At 67.3% G+C, this 16,381-nt stretch carries 14 protein-coding genes; 7 read left to right on the top strand and 7 right to left on the bottom strand.

Annotated features, from left to right (window positions below):
* Window positions 1–12: 12 nt before the first annotated feature.
* Both A5692_RS23535 and A5692_RS23540 read left to right on the top strand, forming a co-directional pair.
* Window positions 13–996 (top strand): NAD-dependent epimerase/dehydratase family protein, encoded by a 984-nt coding sequence (locus A5692_RS23535; RefSeq protein ID WP_068060628.1) that lies wholly within the window; start codon window positions 13–15, stop codon window positions 994–996.
* Between the two features lie 64 nt (window positions 997–1,060).
* The gene (locus tag A5692_RS23540) at window positions 1,061–2,224 is read left to right on the top strand and encodes a zinc-binding dehydrogenase (RefSeq protein ID WP_068060631.1); all 1,164 of its coding nucleotides are present in this window, start codon (window positions 1,061–1,063) and stop codon (window positions 2,222–2,224) included.
* Here the strand turns inward: A5692_RS23540 and A5692_RS23545 are convergent.
* Complete coding sequence (locus tag A5692_RS23545) at window positions 2,208–2,594, bottom strand: PPOX class F420-dependent oxidoreductase (RefSeq protein WP_068060634.1); 387 nt, start codon at window positions 2,592–2,594, stop codon at window positions 2,208–2,210. The two genes, A5692_RS23540 and A5692_RS23545, sit on opposite strands and share 17 nt — an antisense overlap.
* Window positions 2,595–2,709: 115 nt before the next feature.
* Here A5692_RS23545 and A5692_RS23550 point away from each other — a divergent pair, with 115 nt between their 5' ends.
* Window positions 2,710–3,273, top strand: coding sequence for a TetR/AcrR family transcriptional regulator (locus tag A5692_RS23550; RefSeq protein ID WP_068060638.1), 564 nt, complete (start codon window positions 2,710–2,712; stop codon window positions 3,271–3,273).
* Window position 3,274: 1 nt separating this feature from the next.
* On the opposite strand, the gene A5692_RS23555 is transcribed toward A5692_RS23550, so the two are convergent.
* On the bottom strand, window positions 3,275–4,477 hold the full coding sequence (locus A5692_RS23555; RefSeq protein WP_068060640.1) for a cytochrome P450: 1,203 nt from the start codon (window positions 4,475–4,477) through the stop codon (window positions 3,275–3,277).
* A 193-nt stretch (window positions 4,478–4,670) separates the two neighbouring features.
* Here A5692_RS23555 and A5692_RS23560 point away from each other — a divergent pair, with 193 nt between their 5' ends.
* Together A5692_RS23560 and A5692_RS23565 are read left to right on the top strand one after the other, a co-directional pair.
* Complete coding sequence (locus A5692_RS23560; protein WP_068060643.1) at window positions 4,671–5,987, top strand: diaminopimelate decarboxylase; 1,317 nt, start codon at window positions 4,671–4,673, stop codon at window positions 5,985–5,987.
* Entirely contained in the window at window positions 5,984–6,745 is a 762-nt protein-coding gene (locus A5692_RS23565) for a rhomboid-like protein (RefSeq protein ID WP_068060646.1), read from the top strand. The genes A5692_RS23560 and A5692_RS23565 overlap by 4 nt, the downstream gene beginning before the upstream one ends.
* Here A5692_RS23565 and A5692_RS23570 read toward each other — a convergent pair.
* Both A5692_RS23570 and ligD read right to left on the bottom strand, forming a co-directional pair.
* Window positions 6,742–8,739 carry a glycoside hydrolase family 172 protein gene (locus A5692_RS23570; protein ID WP_369830322.1) on the bottom strand — a complete coding sequence of 666 codons (1,998 nt, stop codon included), beginning with the start codon at window positions 8,737–8,739 and terminating at the stop codon, window positions 6,742–6,744. The genes A5692_RS23565 and A5692_RS23570 overlap by 4 nt on opposite strands.
* Before the next feature lie 1,699 nt (window positions 8,740–10,438).
* Complete coding sequence (gene ligD / locus A5692_RS23575) at window positions 10,439–11,473, bottom strand: non-homologous end-joining DNA ligase (protein WP_068060648.1); 1,035 nt, start codon at window positions 11,471–11,473, stop codon at window positions 10,439–10,441.
* A gap of 26 nt (window positions 11,474–11,499) precedes the next feature.
* Here ligD and A5692_RS23580 point away from each other — a divergent pair, with 26 nt between their 5' ends.
* Window positions 11,500–12,570 carry an ATP-dependent DNA ligase gene (locus tag A5692_RS23580; RefSeq protein WP_068060650.1) on the top strand — a complete coding sequence of 357 codons (1,071 nt, stop codon included), beginning with the start codon at window positions 11,500–11,502 and terminating at the stop codon, window positions 12,568–12,570.
* Here A5692_RS23580 and A5692_RS23585 read toward each other — a convergent pair.
* The gene (locus A5692_RS23585; protein ID WP_068060652.1) at window positions 12,567–14,102 is read right to left on the bottom strand and encodes an HNH endonuclease signature motif containing protein; all 1,536 of its coding nucleotides are present in this window, start codon (window positions 14,100–14,102) and stop codon (window positions 12,567–12,569) included. The genes A5692_RS23580 and A5692_RS23585 overlap by 4 nt on opposite strands.
* A gap of 131 nt (window positions 14,103–14,233) precedes the next feature.
* On the opposite strand from A5692_RS23585, the gene A5692_RS23590 reads away from it, so the two are divergent.
* Window positions 14,234–14,602, top strand: coding sequence for a hypothetical protein (locus A5692_RS23590; protein ID WP_068060655.1), 369 nt, complete (start codon window positions 14,234–14,236; stop codon window positions 14,600–14,602).
* Between the two features lie 17 nt (window positions 14,603–14,619).
* On the opposite strand, the gene A5692_RS23595 is transcribed toward A5692_RS23590, so the two are convergent.
* Both A5692_RS23595 and A5692_RS23600 read right to left on the bottom strand, forming a co-directional pair.
* On the bottom strand, window positions 14,620–15,846 hold the full coding sequence (locus A5692_RS23595; protein WP_068060657.1) for a cytochrome P450: 1,227 nt from the start codon (window positions 15,844–15,846) through the stop codon (window positions 14,620–14,622).
* Between the two features lie 46 nt (window positions 15,847–15,892).
* Entirely contained in the window at window positions 15,893–16,378 is a 486-nt protein-coding gene (locus A5692_RS23600) for an NUDIX domain-containing protein (RefSeq protein WP_068060659.1), read from the bottom strand.
* Window positions 16,379–16,381 lie beyond the last annotated feature (3 nt).

Here is a 16,381-nt window from a genome sequence, read left to right on the forward strand (position 1 = left end):
AAAGATCGCACCATGCGCGTTCTGATCACAGGCGGTACGGGATTCGTCGGCGGATGGACGGCCAAGGCCATCGCCGACGCGGGGCACTCCATCCGGTTCCTGGTGCGCAACCCCGGCAAGCTGCAGACGTCGGTGGCCAAGCTGGGCGTCGACGTGTCCGATTTCGCCGTCGCCGACATCACCGACCGGATGGCGGTGCGCAGGGCGCTGGACGGCTGCGAGGCCGTCGTGCACAGCGCCGCCCTGGTCGCCACCGATCCGCGCCAGACGACGGAGATGCTCACGACCAACATGCAGGGCGCCCAGAACGTCCTGGGCCAGTCGGTCGAGCTAGGCCTGGACCCGATCGTCCACGTGTCGAGTTTCAGCGCGCTCTTTCATGCCGGCCTGGAAGAGCTGTCGGCGGACCTGCCGGTCGTCGGTGGGGCGGACGGGTACGGAACGTCCAAGGCGCAGGTCGAAATCTATGCCCGCGGCCTGCAGGATGCGGGCGCGCCGGTGAACATCACCTACCCCGGCATGGTCATCGGCCCGCCGGTGGGTGACCAGTTCGGCGAGGCCGGCGAAGGAGTCAAGGCCGCCCTGCAGATGCATGTGATCCCCGGGCGGAGCGGCGCCTGGTTGATCGTCGACGTCCGCGATCTGGCCGCGTTGCACGCGGCGCTGCTGGAGCCCGGTCGCGGCCCGCGCCGCTACATGGCGGGGGGCCATCGCGTCCCGGCGGCGGAGTTGGCGAAGATGCTCGGCGAGGTGTCCGGGTCGGCGATGGTCTCGGTTCCGATTCCCGATGCCGCCCTGCGCGTCGCTGGCGCGGTAATGGATCGTGCCAGCCGTTTCGTACCCTTCGATACGCCCTTCACCTGGGCGGGGATGCAGTACTACACGCAGATGCCGGCGTCCGACGATTCGCCGAGCGAACGCGAACTCGGCATCACGTACCGGGACCCACAGGAGACTCTGGCCGACACGTACGAAGCCCTTCGCGCCGCGAGCTGAGCGGGCGCCGCGCGTCACTGCGACCGCGCATCCCAAGTCGGCCACCGTGTAGGAGGATCGACGGATGAAAAGCGTGACCTGCACCAACGCAAAACTCGAAGTAGTCGACGTCCCGACGCCGAACCCCGCCAAGGGACAGCTACTGATCGAAGTCCTCAGGTGTGGCATCTGCGGATCCGATCTACACGCCCGCCACCACTGCGACGAACTCGCCGACGTCATGGCCGAATCCGGCTACGACGCGTTCATGCGATCGGACCAGCACGTCGTCTTCGGTCACGAATTCTGCGGTGAGGTGCTCGATTACGGTCCGGGCACACGAAAGGCCCCGCGGCCCGGCACCCGGGTCGTGGCCCTGCCGCTGCTGCGGCGCGGCAAAGAGGTGCACGGGATCGGGCTGTCGACCATGGCACCCGGGGCCTACGCCGAACAGCTCCTCGTCGAGCAGTCGCTGACGTTCGCCGTGCCGAACGGGTTGTCCCCGCAGATCGCCGCGCTGACCGAGCCGATGGCCGTCGCGTGGCACGCCGTCCGGCGCGGCGAGGTCAAGAAAGGGGACGTGGCGATCGTGATCGGCTGCGGGCCAATCGGTCTGGCCGTGATCTGCATGCTCAAGGCGCACGGTGTGCGCACGGTGATCGCCAGTGACTTCTCTGCGGGTCGGCGCGCGCTGGCGACGGCCTGCGGCGCCGACATCGTCGTCGACCCCGCACAGGACTCGCCCTACGCGACCGAGGCCGGCCGCAAACATCTGCAAGGGATCCTGGAGGCGTTCGACCTCGCGGTCGGCACGATCGAGAAACTACAACGGCTGCGGCTGCCGTGGTGGCACGTGTGGCGCGCCGCCGAGGCCGCCGGCGCCGCAACCCCCAAGCACCCGGTCATCTTCGAATGCGTCGGTGTCCCAGGCATCATCGACGGCATCATCGCCGGCGCGCCGCTGTTCTCGCGCGTCGTCGTCGTGGGTGTCTGCATGGGTGCCGACCACATTCGGCCGGCGATGGCGATCAACAAGGAGATCGACCTGCGGTTCGTGCTCGGCTACACCCCTCTCGAGTTCCGCGACACCCTGCACATGCTCGCCGACAGCAAGGTCGACGTAACGCCGCTGATCACCGGGACGGTCGGGTTGTCCGGCGTCGAAGCGGCTTTCGACGCGCTCGGTGATCCCGAGGCGCACGCGAAGATCTTGATCGACCCCGGGAGCGACGCTAGTCAGCCGGTCTGATCTCGAGCCCCACGTGGACCTTGTCGATGCCGCCCCGGACGATCGAGTGCGCATAGAACCACCAGGCGTGGTACCAGTAGCGCCTGAGCACGGCGTTGTAGACCCGCCGCGTCTCGGCCTTCGGCAGCACGCGGGCGACGCCCTCGACCTCTTCGCTCCTGGGTTTCCCCAACGCGGCGCTCTTGGCGATCGTCACCCGGGGCGTGTTGTTGATCCGCTTGGTCTTCCACGACCCGTCGTCGGTGATGACCAGCAGTTTGTCGCCCTCGGGCACGCCCCAGATCGGCGTGGGCTTGGGGCGGCCGTCCTTGGTAAACGTCGTCAGCAGCAGGTACTTGGATTGGATGACGTCGGAGAAACTGGGAGCCATGGAAGATATTGTTCCTTCACTTTCTGAACGGTTCCCGTGAACCATTCCCCGGTCCTCAATCCTCTAACCAAGAGCCTTGTTGATTCTTTGCGACCGCCCAAATTAGGGTCCGGTGATGGCCAGGGACTCGACGACCCGGGACCTGCTGATCGACGCGACGGTTCAGGTCATGGTCGAGGAGGGGTACGCCGCGGCGACCTCGCGCCGGGTGGCCGCCCAAGCCGGGGTCAAAGCGGCGCTGGTGCACTACTACTTCCCCACGATGGATGAGCTCTACCTCGACGTCTTCAGGCGCGGGGCGGCCGCTTACCTCGATCGCCAGAAGGAGGCGCTGACGTCCGACCGCCCCCTGCATGCCCTATGGGACACCCTCGTCGCGCCCAAGGATGCCCGGTTGCTGCAGGAATTCATGGGACTTGCCAACCACCGCAAGGAGATCCGCGCCGAGATCGCGGCCTGGTTCCAGCGGTGGCGCGACATGCAGATCGCCGCGCTGGACGAGATCGTCCGCGAGAACGGCCTCGACGCGGCCGAATTCCCGCCGGCGGGCCTCGCGGTGGTCATCGCCGCGATCGGTCGCACCGTCATCTTGGAGGATTCCCTCGGCGCCACGCGAGGCCACGCCGATGCCATCGCGCTGGTCAACCGACTCATCGACCGATACGAGGCGCCCGCCTGACTCAGGGCAGCACCACCTGTAGCCGCTCCCAGCCCCTGACCGTCGACGTCGGCGCCAATCTCGCGGTCTCGTAGTCGATTCCCCATTCCGGCCATCGGTTGAGGATTTCGTCCAGCGCGACGCGGCCCTCGAGGCGGGCGAGGTTGGCGCCGAGGCAGTAGTGCACGCCCTTCCCGAACGTGATGTGCGAGATGTTGTCACGACGGATGTCGTAGGTGTCCGGATCGGTGTAGCGGCGGTGGTCGCGGTTTGCGGCACCGAAGAGCAGCAGCATGGCACTGCCGGCCGGAACCGTGGTGCCGTAACACTCGAAATCCTTTGCCATCCAGCGGGCCACGTGCGGTCCCGTCGGTTCGAATCGCAGCGTCTCGTCGACCGTGCGGGTCAGCAGCGACCGATCCTCGTAGACCGCGCGCCGCTGGTCGGGATGCTCGGCGAGCACCTTGGCCAGCCAGCCGATCAGCCGGCCCGTCGTCTCGTTGCCCGCTCCGGCGACCACCTGCGTGTAGTGCAGCACCTCCTTGCGGGTCAGCTTCCGGTGCACACCGTGCTCGTCGTCGAACTCGACGTTGAGCAGCGTCGTCATCAGGTCGTCGGAGGGATTCTTGGACCGCCATTCCACGTAGTCGGCGTAGATCCGGCCGTCGGCGATCGAGTCGGCGTCGGCGACCTTCAACGGTGCGCCGGGTTTGGTGCGCAGGTTGGCATCGTTGGCGTCGCGCACCGAAACCTGTTCGGACTCCGGAATTCCCAACAGCATGCCGATCACCCGCATCGGCATCATCGAGGCCAGCTCGGCAATGATGTCGAAGCTGCATGAACCGACCAGCGGGTCCAGACACCGCACGCAGTATTGGCGAATCTGGTCCTCGAGCGCGGCCATCCGGCGCGGGGTGAACACGCGCGACATCAGCCCGCGCAACCTGGTGTGCTCCGGCGGATCCTGGAACATCATCACCCCGCCGGGCATGTCGAACTTCGACTGGATGAGCTCGAGTATGTCGCTGCGCTTGTTGGAGAACGTCTCCCAGTCGGCCAGCGCCCGCTCGACGTCGGAATACCGTGACAGCGCCCAGAAGTCGTAGCGCTCGTTGTAGTAGATCGGCGCCTCTTCGCGCAACCGCGCGTAGGTCGGGTACGGGTCGGCGATGATGCCGGTGTCATAGGGGTCGTAGTAGACGTCCGTGCCGCTGGTGACCGTCATTTCACCTCCATTTTGGGCGATCGCCCAAATCCATGGCGAACCCATGTCTAGCAGTGGGAAGCCGGGCAGTCAAGACGCCGCCGAGGCGGCGGCCTCACGCCCAGTGTTCCGAATCTGTGAAGATTTGCCGCCCGGGTGTGAAGGCTTCGTTAAGAGCGCGGCACGCCCGCGATCCGACCGGCACCGTGGAGGGATGACGCTCTTCGAGCTGCTGCCATCGCTGAGGCACGGGCTGAACCCGCACCTCGATCGTGCGGTCTGGCCGCTGAGCGCCTACGTCGACGACCAGGGCCGGCTGTGCGTGGGCGACGTGGCCGCCGACGATATCGCCGCCGAGTTCGGCACCCCGACGTACGTGGTGGACGAGGAGGACTTCCGGGCCCGCATCCGCTGCTACCGCGCGACGTTCCCCGACGCCGAGCTGATATACGCGGGCAGGGCGCTGTTGAGCGTCGACGTCGCACGCTGGGCCGCGGACGAAGGGGCCGGCGTGAATGTGTGCTCGGCCGGCGAGCTGGCCACCGCGCTGGCCGCCGACGTCCCGCCGGCACAGATCATCCTGGACGGCGTGATCACTGCGGCCGAGCTGTATGACGCGGTCGCCGCCGGCGTCGGACGGATCGTCATCGACACTCCCAGCGAGGTTTCGCTGCTCGCCTGCCGGGTCCGTCACCCTCAGCGTGTCCTGGTCGGGGTCATCCCCGATGTGGGGGTCATCGACCAGAAGTTCGGCTTCGCACTGTCGGGGGGCCAGGCGGCCGGCGCCCTCAGGCGCGTCCTGGACCAGCCGTGGCTGAACCTGGTGGGGCTGCACTGCGGGCTGGGCTCACAGCTCACCGACGCCTCGCACTACGGCGAGGCGATCCGCCAGATGATCGGCGTGATGGCCGAGGTCCGCGACCGCCATCAGGTCGTGCTCACCGAACTCAACCTCGGCGGCGGACACGCGGTCCCGTACCTTTCCGGCGACCCGGAACTGAACCTGCGCTCGCTTGCGGCCACCATCGGGGCGGCACTGGAGTCCGCCTGTGCGGAGCACGAATTCCCGCGCCCGAAGATCGTGATCGAGCCGGGCCGGGCGATCGCCGCGCGGGCCGGGATGATGCTGTGCCGGGTGATCGCCGTGAAACGCCAACCGGGCGGGCACACCTTCGTCGCGGTGGACGGCGGCACCGGCGACATTCACAGCCCCGAGCGGCCCGGCGCGAAATACACGGTGGGATTGGCCAATCGGCACGTGCCAACCGCGACCGCACCCGTCACCGTCGTGGGCCGGCATGGCGTCGGCGACGAGATCGCCCGCGACGTAGAGTTGCCCGCGGACGTCCGGCCCGGAGACCTGCTGGCGGTGGCCTGCACCGGCGCCTATCAGCACTCGACGGAGTCGAGCCGCAGCCTGGTGGGCCGCCCGCCGCTGGTCGCGGTCTCCGGCGGCCGGTCCCGCGAGCTGGTGCGCCGGGAAACCGTGGCCGACCTGCTGGCCCGCGATCGCGGCTGGAACGGCCGATGACGGTATCCGGCACCCACGATCGGCGGCTGCGCGCCGACCGGTTGCGGGTCACCGCGGCATACACTGCCCTGCTACTCGCGGTCTCGGTCACCCTGACGGCCCTGGGTTCGCACACCCGCGCCACGGTCGTCAGGGAGATGAGCACCAACCTGCACAACCTGGCGCACGGCCACCTGGGCACCCTGGTCGGTAGCGCGTTCGTCAGCGACGGCGGTGACGTCTATCTCTGGTTGCCGGGGCTGGTGTGCTTGCTCGCGCTGGGCGAACTCATCTGGCACGGCAGGGGTTTGCTGATCACCATCGCGGTTGGCCACATCGGCGCCACCTTGATCCTCGCGGTCGGACTGGTCGCCGCGGTCGAGACCGGTTGGCTGCCGTTCTCGGTTGCGCGCGCCACCGACGTGGGGATCAGCTACGGCGCGGCATGCGTGCTGGGGGCCCTGACCACCTCGATCCCGTTGCGCTGGCGGGCGGCCTGGGTGGGGTGGTGGATCGGCATCGCGTTGGTGGCGACTTTCGACGCGGACTTCACCGCGTTCGGTCACGTGCTGGCACTGCTGCTGGGCATGGGCCTGTCCTTCCGGCTGCCGTCGATCACGCGGTGGACGCCCGCGCACGCGGCGCTGCTCGCCGTCGGCGCCACGTTCGGCTATTTCGTGCTGTCGGGATGGTCGTCGCTGATCGCGCCGATCGGTGGTGTGACTGGCGTGGGGATGGCACTCCTTGCCACCCGGGTGATGCGATCGGCCGCGGTCTAGTCGGTTGACCCGGAGAGTGTCTCCACCTGGTAGCGACTCGCGGTCCAGGGCGGGGAGTCGGGCGCGGGCGTCAGGGTGACCGTCAGCTGCGCTTTGCCCGCAGTCGCCGAGGGCGGCAAGAGGTAGGCGTCGTCGAGCCAGCGGTGAAAAGCGTTGGCGCGCGGTTGCAGCCAGGTGCCGACCGGGACGCCGTCGATGGCGACGTCCGCCGACTGGAAGCCGTCCGCCTGATCCGACGTGCGCCGCAACAGGATGCCGTGGTTGCCCGGGTCGGTGTCGACGTGGAACGTGATCGCGGCGCTGGTGCCGCGGACCGAACCGATGACCGGACGGGTGTCTTCGGCGCCCTCGTATTCGCTGACCAGCAACCGGTCCGAGGCGTCGGCGTCGGCGTAGCCGTGCAGGAGCCGGCTGACCGGATCACCCGGGCGGACGTCGTCGCCGGGCGCGAGAGTCTCATTCGGTTGGGCGTAGAGGAAAGCGGTTGAGCTGTAGTCGGGTTGGACCATGTTCCGCTTTCCGTGCTCGATGCCGAAGCGGAGCGCGGAGTGGTAGTCGATGGCGTCAGCCAGCATGAGCCGGTAGACGGCGACGCAGTAGTCCGCACAGCCGCCGGTGGCCGTGCGCCGATCGGGTTGTCCGGTGAGCGGGCCGCTGAAGCGGGTCCCGTCCTTGAAATACCAGCCGCCCTCGTAGAGGTCCTCGGTGCCGGTGCCATACCACTGGGGTGACGCGGAGCCGTCGGTATACACGCGCTCGGCTCCTTCGAGAAAGTACGGGGCGGCATCGCTGAAGGCCGTCTTGATCCGGAAGCCACGAATGGTGTGGCTGACACCCACGAATTTCCCGTGGCCCCGTTCGTCGGCGAAGAGCCAATCCTGGCCCTGGATGGTTGGCGCGGCATGCGAGCGGGCGGTGAAATAGCCGGCGCGGCCGGCGGCCAGCGCCGGCGCCCACCGTGCGTCGGGCGCGATCGTCACGTCGCTCTCGATTCCGCCTACCGCGTCGTCGGTGGTGTTCACGAGCGTGATGCGGGTGTCGTGGGCGAACGGCATCGGCCACCACGCGGACAACGACAACGATCCGCCAGGATCGGGGACCGCGGCGAACATCAGCGATCGCACGCTGTTGACGCCCAGTCCGGCGCCGAAGAATTCCCCGAGTGGGGAGTCGACCGTGGTCCGGCCGTCGAACTCCATCTGCAGTCGTAGGCCGCTCAGGAGCTGGTCCGTGGGTTCGGGGAGTCGCAGTTTTATGGCCGAAATGCTGCCTGGCCCAGCCATTTCCGCGATCGTCACCCCTGCGCCGGCGGGAGGCGCAACTGTCCGCTTGTCGTGAGCGGCAGGGGGGCCGGCCGGCTTCGGATCGGCCGTGCCCGCGTCGCGGAGCGCGGCGAGCACGTCGAGGGCGGGATCGGAGGGCGAGAAAGTCGTGACACCCCCCGTCGTCGAGAATTGCCGGTAATCGACGTGGTAGTACTCGAGATTCGATGCCACGCTGATGCGCATCGACTGCCGGTAGGGCATCGGCACCTTGATGTACACCCCACCCGGCGACTGAGTCGCGTTGGCCACCAGGGGCCATTCGAACGGCGCACCAAGTGCGCCGTTGACAACCGACTGCAGAGGAGCGTCCACCACCGTGCGCCCGTCCAGTTCGACGCGGATGTTTCCGATTTTGGTCACCTTGCCGCCGTCGCGGGTGAGCCAGATCGAATCCACCTCGCCGGCACCGCGATCTTCCGCGATGACGCAACCGGCACCGCCGTCGGCCAGACACCCACCGGTGCCGTTGCGATTCCCGGTGGAGAGGTCGAAATCGCCGCCGCTGCGATCAAAGCTGGAAACCTGCAAGGCTTGGGCGTCGCTGCGCAGATAAGGCAACAGATCGAGCCGACGGTAAGTGTCCCAGCCGATCAGCCGGTCACCGGCGCCGCTGGCGACCGGCTCAGCCGGCGCTTGCGCCGCCGCGGTGACGCCGACGGCCGCCGACAGCGCCAAGACCGACACCACGCACCACGCACGAGTTGCGACCTGCACAGCGACACAGCCTACTTTTCCCGGTCGGGTTGACCGAATTTGGAATCTAACTCCGAATCGCTGCGCCGCGGCGCTCACATGAAATGCATTCAAGCTGTTGAGGGTTAGCCAAGACGAATGCGCCAGCGCGGTCCATGGGGCATACCGAGATACGCTGTTCGTGTCCTTTTCAAGACCTGTAGTACGTTTCTCAACTCCAGCGAGCACGTTTGGCATTGGCTGGATATCTTTAAGATCCAGCCTGGATGGTACGCCGGGCCATGCCAGACCCGTTGCCTGCGTGGACGTTTGCCGAGGAATGAATGCCAAATGCGCTAAATGCGGCCCAGCGCGGCGGATTTAACCCACGGCGTGCGGCGGTTCACCCGAGGGCCACGGCCCGCTTTCAAAGTGTTGACACGTCGATCGCCGGAAATTTGGTGAATCCCATCGTGTTCCGCATTGCACTCACGTAATATTGCTCACCTCGGGCGTACGTCTCTCCGCTAACGGATGGAGTGGTTCATGTCTCGCATGAAGTACAAGGTTGCCCTCGGACTGATCCTGGCCGCTACCGCATTGACAAGCTCCGGCTGCACGGTACCGCTGACGATTGACTGCAGCACTGCCACCACCGGAATAACCTGCACGGGTCCCTAATCTCACCTGCAGTTAGGTTGCCCGGCGGCCGTCGGGGGTTGCGCTACTGGCACGCCTTACTTGGCATGGTCCGCTCTTAGGCCTGCTCAGGGGCACCGCAGTTGCCTAAGCGTGCCAGTCAGCGTACCCGACTAGCCGCCGCCTGGATTTGTGACGATGCTTGGTAATCAAGCAATTTCGCATCGGCAGGGCATTACCCGGCGTGTTGGTTGCTGTCCTGCCGCAGATAGGTGCGCGCGCCATTGCCGTGCAGACTCGAGCGTCCGCTCGCCGAGCCATGCCGGCTCGTCAGTCACTGTGACGAATCTCCTCCAGCCCTGCGGCACAAGGGAATCAGCTCTGCGACGTTTCGCGGAAATGGGTGTCGTGCAGTCAGACAATTGACGTAGATCGCCTGAAATTTGTTGAATCCCACATCATTCCGCGTTTTACTCACGTACTATAACTCTCCTCGGGCGAAACATTTCTTCATCGGCGAACGGAGTGTTCATGTCTCGTTTGAAGTACAAAGTCGTTCTCGGCGTGGTCCTGGGCTTCACCGCATTGGCAAGCTCCGGATGTACGCTGCCTACCATCTCGTGCACCAGCACCGGCACCTCAATCAGCTGCACGCCGTAGAACTGGCCGCAAGGGCGGCCAGTCACACGCCCGCCCGGTCGTGATCCACTGCTTGCATCGGGTCACCAGTTCACGTACGGTTGGCCGCCGTTGCGCTCTCGCCGTAGCGGCGGCCAACCGCCGCAGGGCGGCCTGATACGTCGAAGTGACTTGTGCTTCAAGCCTTCCCGATGGCCGGTGTTCGGTTCTCGGTCGCGTCCTTGGGACGCGGGATGTCGGCGGTCCGGGTACTCCCGCTGGTCGCGGCGGCAGAAATCTCTTCAATCTGCCCGATGGTCTCGCCAGAGCAGGCGGTCAGCAGTAGAGTTGTGCTGAAAGTTGTTGCCCCAGAAGCGTCAGGTTCGCCAGGTGACTTCGAGGGGTCGTTTCTGGGGCGCAACCACAATCTCCGGCCGGTTCAGCGGCCGCCATCGTTCTTCCGGTCCGTATCCCGGCTGGGCTGAACGCGTTTCGGTTCGCCGGGCATTTTCGGGTAGTTCGGCGGATACGGCAGGTCCCCCAGGCCGCGCTCCTCATCGTCGTCGGCCATCTCCAGTAGGGGCGCGATCGACTGCGCCGCGTCGTCCATCGCGGCCCACGGGTCGTCGCGGCCCTTCACCAGGCCGGGAACGGAGGCGATGGTGTAGTCGTCGGGTTCCGCGCCGGCCAGCTCGTCCCAGGTGAGCGGCGTCGACACCGTCGCCATCGGGGTGGGCCGCACCGAGTAGGCCGACGCCATGGTGCGGTCCCGGGCGTTTTGATTGAAGTCGATGAAGATGCGCTCGCCGCGCTGCTCTTTCCACCATGACGTGGTGACGGCCTCGGGCGCGCGGCGCTCCACTTCGCGGGCCAGCGCGATGCCGGCGCGACGCACCGCGATGAAGTCCCAGTCCGTGGCGATCCGCAGGAAGACGTGGATCCCCCGGCCGCCGGAGGTCTTCGGGTAGCCGACCAGACCAAGCTCGTCGAGTAACGGCCGCAACACGTCGACGGCGACCGTACGCGCCTGCTCGAAGGCGACGCCGGGCTGCGGGTCCAGGTCGATGCGCAACTCGTCGGGATGGTCGGTGTCGGGGCACCGCACCTGCCAGGGGTGCAGCGTGATGGTGCCCATCTGGGCCGCCCAGACGATCGCCGCGGGGTGCGTGACCTTGAGCGCGTCCGCGGTGCGTCCGGAGGGAAACCTCACCCGGCAGGTCTGCAGGTAGTCGGGATGGTGCCGCGGGATGCGTTTCTGGTAGATCTCCTCGCCGTCGACGCCATCCGGGAAGCGCTGCAGATGGGTCGGCCGGTCGCGGAGCGTCGCGAGCATCGGTCCGGCAGCCACTGCGAGGTAGTACTCGACGAGTCTCCGCTTGGTGCCTTTGGAGCCCAACTCGGGGAAGTAGACCTTGTCCGGGTTGGTCAAGCGCACCGCAATACCGTCGACATCGAGCTCTTCTGCAGCAGCCATACCGACGATTCCAGCACAATCGGCCTATGGACTTACCTGTCATGCCCCCGGTGTCGCCGATGCTGGCCAAATCGGTGCGGTCAATCCCGCCAGACGCATCGTACGAACCCAAATGGGACGGGTTCCGGTCCATCTGTTTCCGGGACCGGGACGAAGTGGAGCTGGGCAGCCGCAACGAACGGCCCATGACGCGCTACTTTCCCGAGCTGGTGGCCGCGGTCCGGGCGGAGCTGCCGGAGCGTTGCGTCATCGACGGGGAGATCGTCATCGCTACCGGCAAAGGCCTGGATTTCGAGGCGCTACAACAACGCATCCACCCGGCGGACTCGCGGGTGCGGATGCTCGCCGAGACGACGCCGGCGTCCTTCATCGCGTTCGACTTGCTCGCCCTGGGCGACGACGACTACACGCGGCGGCCGTTCAGCGAGCGACGCGCGGCCCTCGTCGAGGCGCTGGGGGGCTCCGGCCCGTCGATCCATGTCACGCCGGCCACCACCGACATCGACCTCGCGCGGCGCTGGTTCGACGAGTTCGAGGGCGCCGGCCTCGACGGGGTCATCGCCAAACCGCTGACCGTCACCTATCAGCCCGACAAACGGGTCATGTTCAAGATCAAGCATGAACGGACCGCAGACTGCGTGGTCGCCGGCTACCGCGTGCACAAGTCCGGCGGCGACTCGATCGGCTCGCTGCTGCTCGGGCTCTACCAGGACGACGGACAACTGGCGTCCGTCGGGGTCATCGGCGCCTTCCCGATGGCCGAACGGCGGCGCCTGTTCGCCGAACTCCAGCCGCTGGTCACCGACTTCGACGATCACCCGTGGAACTGGGCCGCCCACGAGGCCGGCGAACGAACGCCGCGCAAGAACGAGTTCTCGCGCTGGAACGCGGGCAAGGATCTTTCGTTCGTGCCGCTGCGACCCGAGCGCGTGGTCGAGGTCCGCTACGACCATATGGAAGGCCGGCGTTTTCGGCACACCGCGCAGTTCAACCGGTGGCGGCCCGACCGCGACCCGCGCTCGTGCACATACGAACAACTCGAGCAGCCGGTCACCTTCAGCCTCGGTGACATCGTGCCCGGACTCGGACCGGGCTAGAAGGGCGGCGGCTGGTTGCGTTCGGCGATGTGGGCGGCGTTGAGCGCGCGTTCGGCATCGATGCGGCGGGCTCGGTCTTCTTGTCGGGTCCGCCGGCGAGTGGGCATCATCACGCCGCGATCGCCGCAGGGACGATAGTTCGTTGGGGCACTGGATAATTCGCCCGTCGGGGCGCACAGTACCGGAAACAGAAGCCGACTGCCCGGACGGGTGATGTACGTCCGCCCGGTCGGTGACGTCCACACCACGGTGCCGTCCGGCCGTTGCTGGTCGCGCCAACCCGTCCAAAAAGTCTTCAGCAGGTGGTGCTTCCTGCATAAGCACTTGAGGTTGGACGCGTGGGTAGGGCCCAGCGGGTAGGGCACCGTGTGGTCGATGTCGGTGAACTCGGCGGGTCGATCACAACCGGGGAACCGGCACGTCATGTCCCGGCACCGGATGAACCGCTCCAGCTCGGCCGACGGGCGGTAACCCGGCTCGGGCTCTGCGTTGGCGGGATGGCGCACTGGTTGGACTTTGGCCCCGCCACGGATCAGCTCGGCGACCAGCGCCGGCGAGATCATGCCGCCGCCGGGAATCAGCGCGGGCGGGCGGGGATCGGGGACGTCGGCCTCGGGATCGGGGGCCAGGGCCTCCGCCAAGGTCGTCCGGGCCGTGATGGGCCGCGAACGCCGCTCGCCCGACATGTGCGGGTCCGGGCTGGCCTGCAGCGTCGAAGCGTCGGCGACGACGTGGATTACCACGCCGCTCGCCCGCCCGTCCGCCTCGGCGCCGGCCGGGCAGTCCGCGTTGCCGCAACCACAGGCGAGCCGGTCCGAGCCGGCGGCCAAGGCTCCCAACGCGTCGGCACGGCGCTGGGCGACGGTGCGCGGATCGTCTCCGCACAGCTCCCCGGCCATCTGCAGCAGGCGCCGGTCCAACATGGCCGCGTCGTGCGCATAGAGCCGACCCCACACGGCGGCGGTGCCCGACTCGTCATCGGATTGATCGATGACGACGTCGCGGCTGCGGGCCGCGGCGCGAGTGCGCCGCAGGGCGCCGGGATCGTACTGGTCCACCACAACGTCGATGGCCTGCGCGGTCTTGTTGACCGACATCGGCCCGAACCGCGCGGCGTCTTCGGCCAGCGTGGTGTCGATCAATTGCAGGGTGTCCGGGTCCTTCACGAGGTCGGTGTGCCACACGATGGTCGCCGCCAAGCGGGCGCTGATGGTGCCCTCGGCAAAGAGAGCCGTGACCCGGGGCAGCCGATTGCGCAACGCGGCGGCCAGGTACATCTGCCCCGAAGCCATGGCGTGGCTGATGTTTTGTGCCGCGGCGACTTCCGCGGCCACGGCATCCCAGTTGTCGCAGGACCAGTGGGCGGAGCTGGTCGGCCCGTCGGCCCGGCGGTGCACCAGCTCCGCGATGGCGGCCAGCCTGCGCGCCGAGGCCGCCGCCTCTACCCGTGCGCACTCGGCGATGGCGGCCGTCAGTTCCGCGTCCTCGGCGCGCGCCAGCTCCTCGACGGTCGGCAACCTGGCTTCGAACATGCTTTCGATAGTAGGCCCGACCGACGACGCCGAGCACCGCTCGAGCGCCAGCCTGTGGACAAACATCCAACTGTGCATAACCGGCGGCGCAGGAGCGTTTAATGCCCGCAGCGGGCGGGCACGCGAACGACATGTCAGTGACAGCGTTTCAAGACCTGCCGTTGGCCGATCGCGACCGCAAGTGGGATGGTGACGCCGCCGAGAAGCGGGTCCGCAAGTGGGCCGGGGCCGAGGAGCAGCCGAACGGGAAGTACCGCGACGCCCACGTCTGGTACGACAACGGCAAGAAGGACAACTTCACGGCGTATAAGCTGCTCATCGCCGACGTCGTCGGCGGCGACCTTCAGGCGGTCCCGCGCGGGGTGATGGCCGCGGGCGCCATCATGGACGGCGCGCGCGGCGGCATCGACCTACCGAAGACGGACGTCGATCGGGTCAAGAGCCACCTGGCGAAGTACTACCAGAAGATGGGCGAAAGCCCGCCGTGGGAGCGCGGCTGAGCTATACCGCGGCCGACCTAAACCGCGAGTTGCAGGCGCGACAGCCCCCGCAGCGTGACGTTGGCCTTGTATTGCGGCTCACCGTCCAGCCGTGCGCCCGGGAAGCGCGCCGTCACCGCCGACAGCGCCACGCCGGCCTCCAGCCGGGCCAGCGGCGCGCCCAGGCAGTAGTGGGCTCCCCGGCCAAAGCCCAAGTGCCGCAACCCCTTCCGGTCCGGATCGAACACATCGGGCCGATCGAATTCCGCGGGATCACGATGGGCTGCGGCGAGCAGGAGCATCATCACGTCGCCCGCCGGCACCTCGACCCCACCAATCACCATGTCCGCGAGAGCGATTCGGCCGACCAACTGCACGGGCGGGTCGTAGCGCAGCGTCTCTTCCACGATCGCCGGCGCTCGACCGGGGTCGGCACCCAGGGCAGCCCACTGCCCGGGATTGCGCAGCATTGCCAGCATCGCATTCCCGATGAGGTTCACCGTGGTCTCGTGTCCGGCGATCAGGAGCAGGTTGCAGGTGGAGACGATCTCCTCCTCGGTGAGTTGATCGCCGGACTCCTCCACCGCGATCAGCCCCGACAGCAGGTCGTCTCCAGGTTGTGAACGGCGGCGGTCGATCAGCCCGTGGAAGTATTCGCGCAGCCAGGCCCCGGCTTGTTGTCGTTGGTGCGCGATGTCCGGTGGCACGCCGGTGATCGTCGAAAACGGGTCCAGCGCCTGAGCCAACAACGCCGACGCCCGGCTGAACTGCGGCTCGTCGTCGAGCGCCACACCGAGCAACCGGCAGATCACCGCGACCGGCAGCGGGTAGGCGAAATCCTCGACGACCTCGAAGTGGCCCCTCTCGGCGACCCGATCGAGCATCCCGTCGACCAGCGCACGAATGTCGGGCTCCAGCGCGCTCACCACCTTCGGCGCAAACGCCTTGCTCACCAGCCTGCGCAGGCGGGTGTGGTCGGGCGGATCGAGAAACAGGAAACCCGGCGGCCCCTGCCTGCGTGGTGCCGTCCCGGCCTCGCCTTGGCGCTTCGCGACCGTCGAGTTGACGTTGTCGCTGCTCGACGACGGGTGCCGCAACACTTCGTCGCAGTCTCGGTAACTCAAGAACACGGCCAGGTTGGCCTCGGGCAGCTTCAAGGCTCCGCCATCGCGAAACTGTGCGCAAAGCCGATAGGGGTCGGGCCGGTTGACCGGGTCCAGCAGCTGCAACAACAAGCCCTGGGAGTCGGTCGGCGCGGTCGTCATGCGGCCATTCTGCCCGTCGTCCGCTTCCGGCCGAGATGCCTGCGTATCAGGTCCCTTCGGGTAATCCCGTCAAATCCGTATGCGCCATCAGTCGGTCAAGAAACCCGAGCTGGCCCTTCAGCAGCTTGACGCGCGCCTGCGCCACTGAAAACCAGCCCACCCGGTCGACCTCCGGGAACTCCCGCACCGTTCCCGACCCCTTCGGCCACTCCAATTCGAAGGTGTTGCTGCGCGCGTCGGTCACGTCGAGGTCACCACTCACGGCGAAGGCGGTGACCACCTTGCCGCCGGACTGCTTGAGTTGTCCGAGGTCCAGGCGGGTTCCGACCGGCACCGAAAGCCCCAGCTCTTCGAAGAACTCGCGTTGCGCGGCCACCCACGGATCCTCCCCGTCGGCGTACTCACCTTTGGGAATCGACCAGGCCCCGTTGTCTTTTCGCGCCCAGAACGGGCCGCCCGGATGCGCGATCAAGACCTCGACTACGCCGCCGCGGGTCCGATACAACAGCACACCCGCACTGAGCCTCGGCATCCG

This window comes from Mycobacterium sp. E342, assembly GCF_001667665.1.
Classification (GTDB): domain Bacteria; phylum Actinomycetota; class Actinomycetes; order Mycobacteriales; family Mycobacteriaceae; genus Mycobacterium.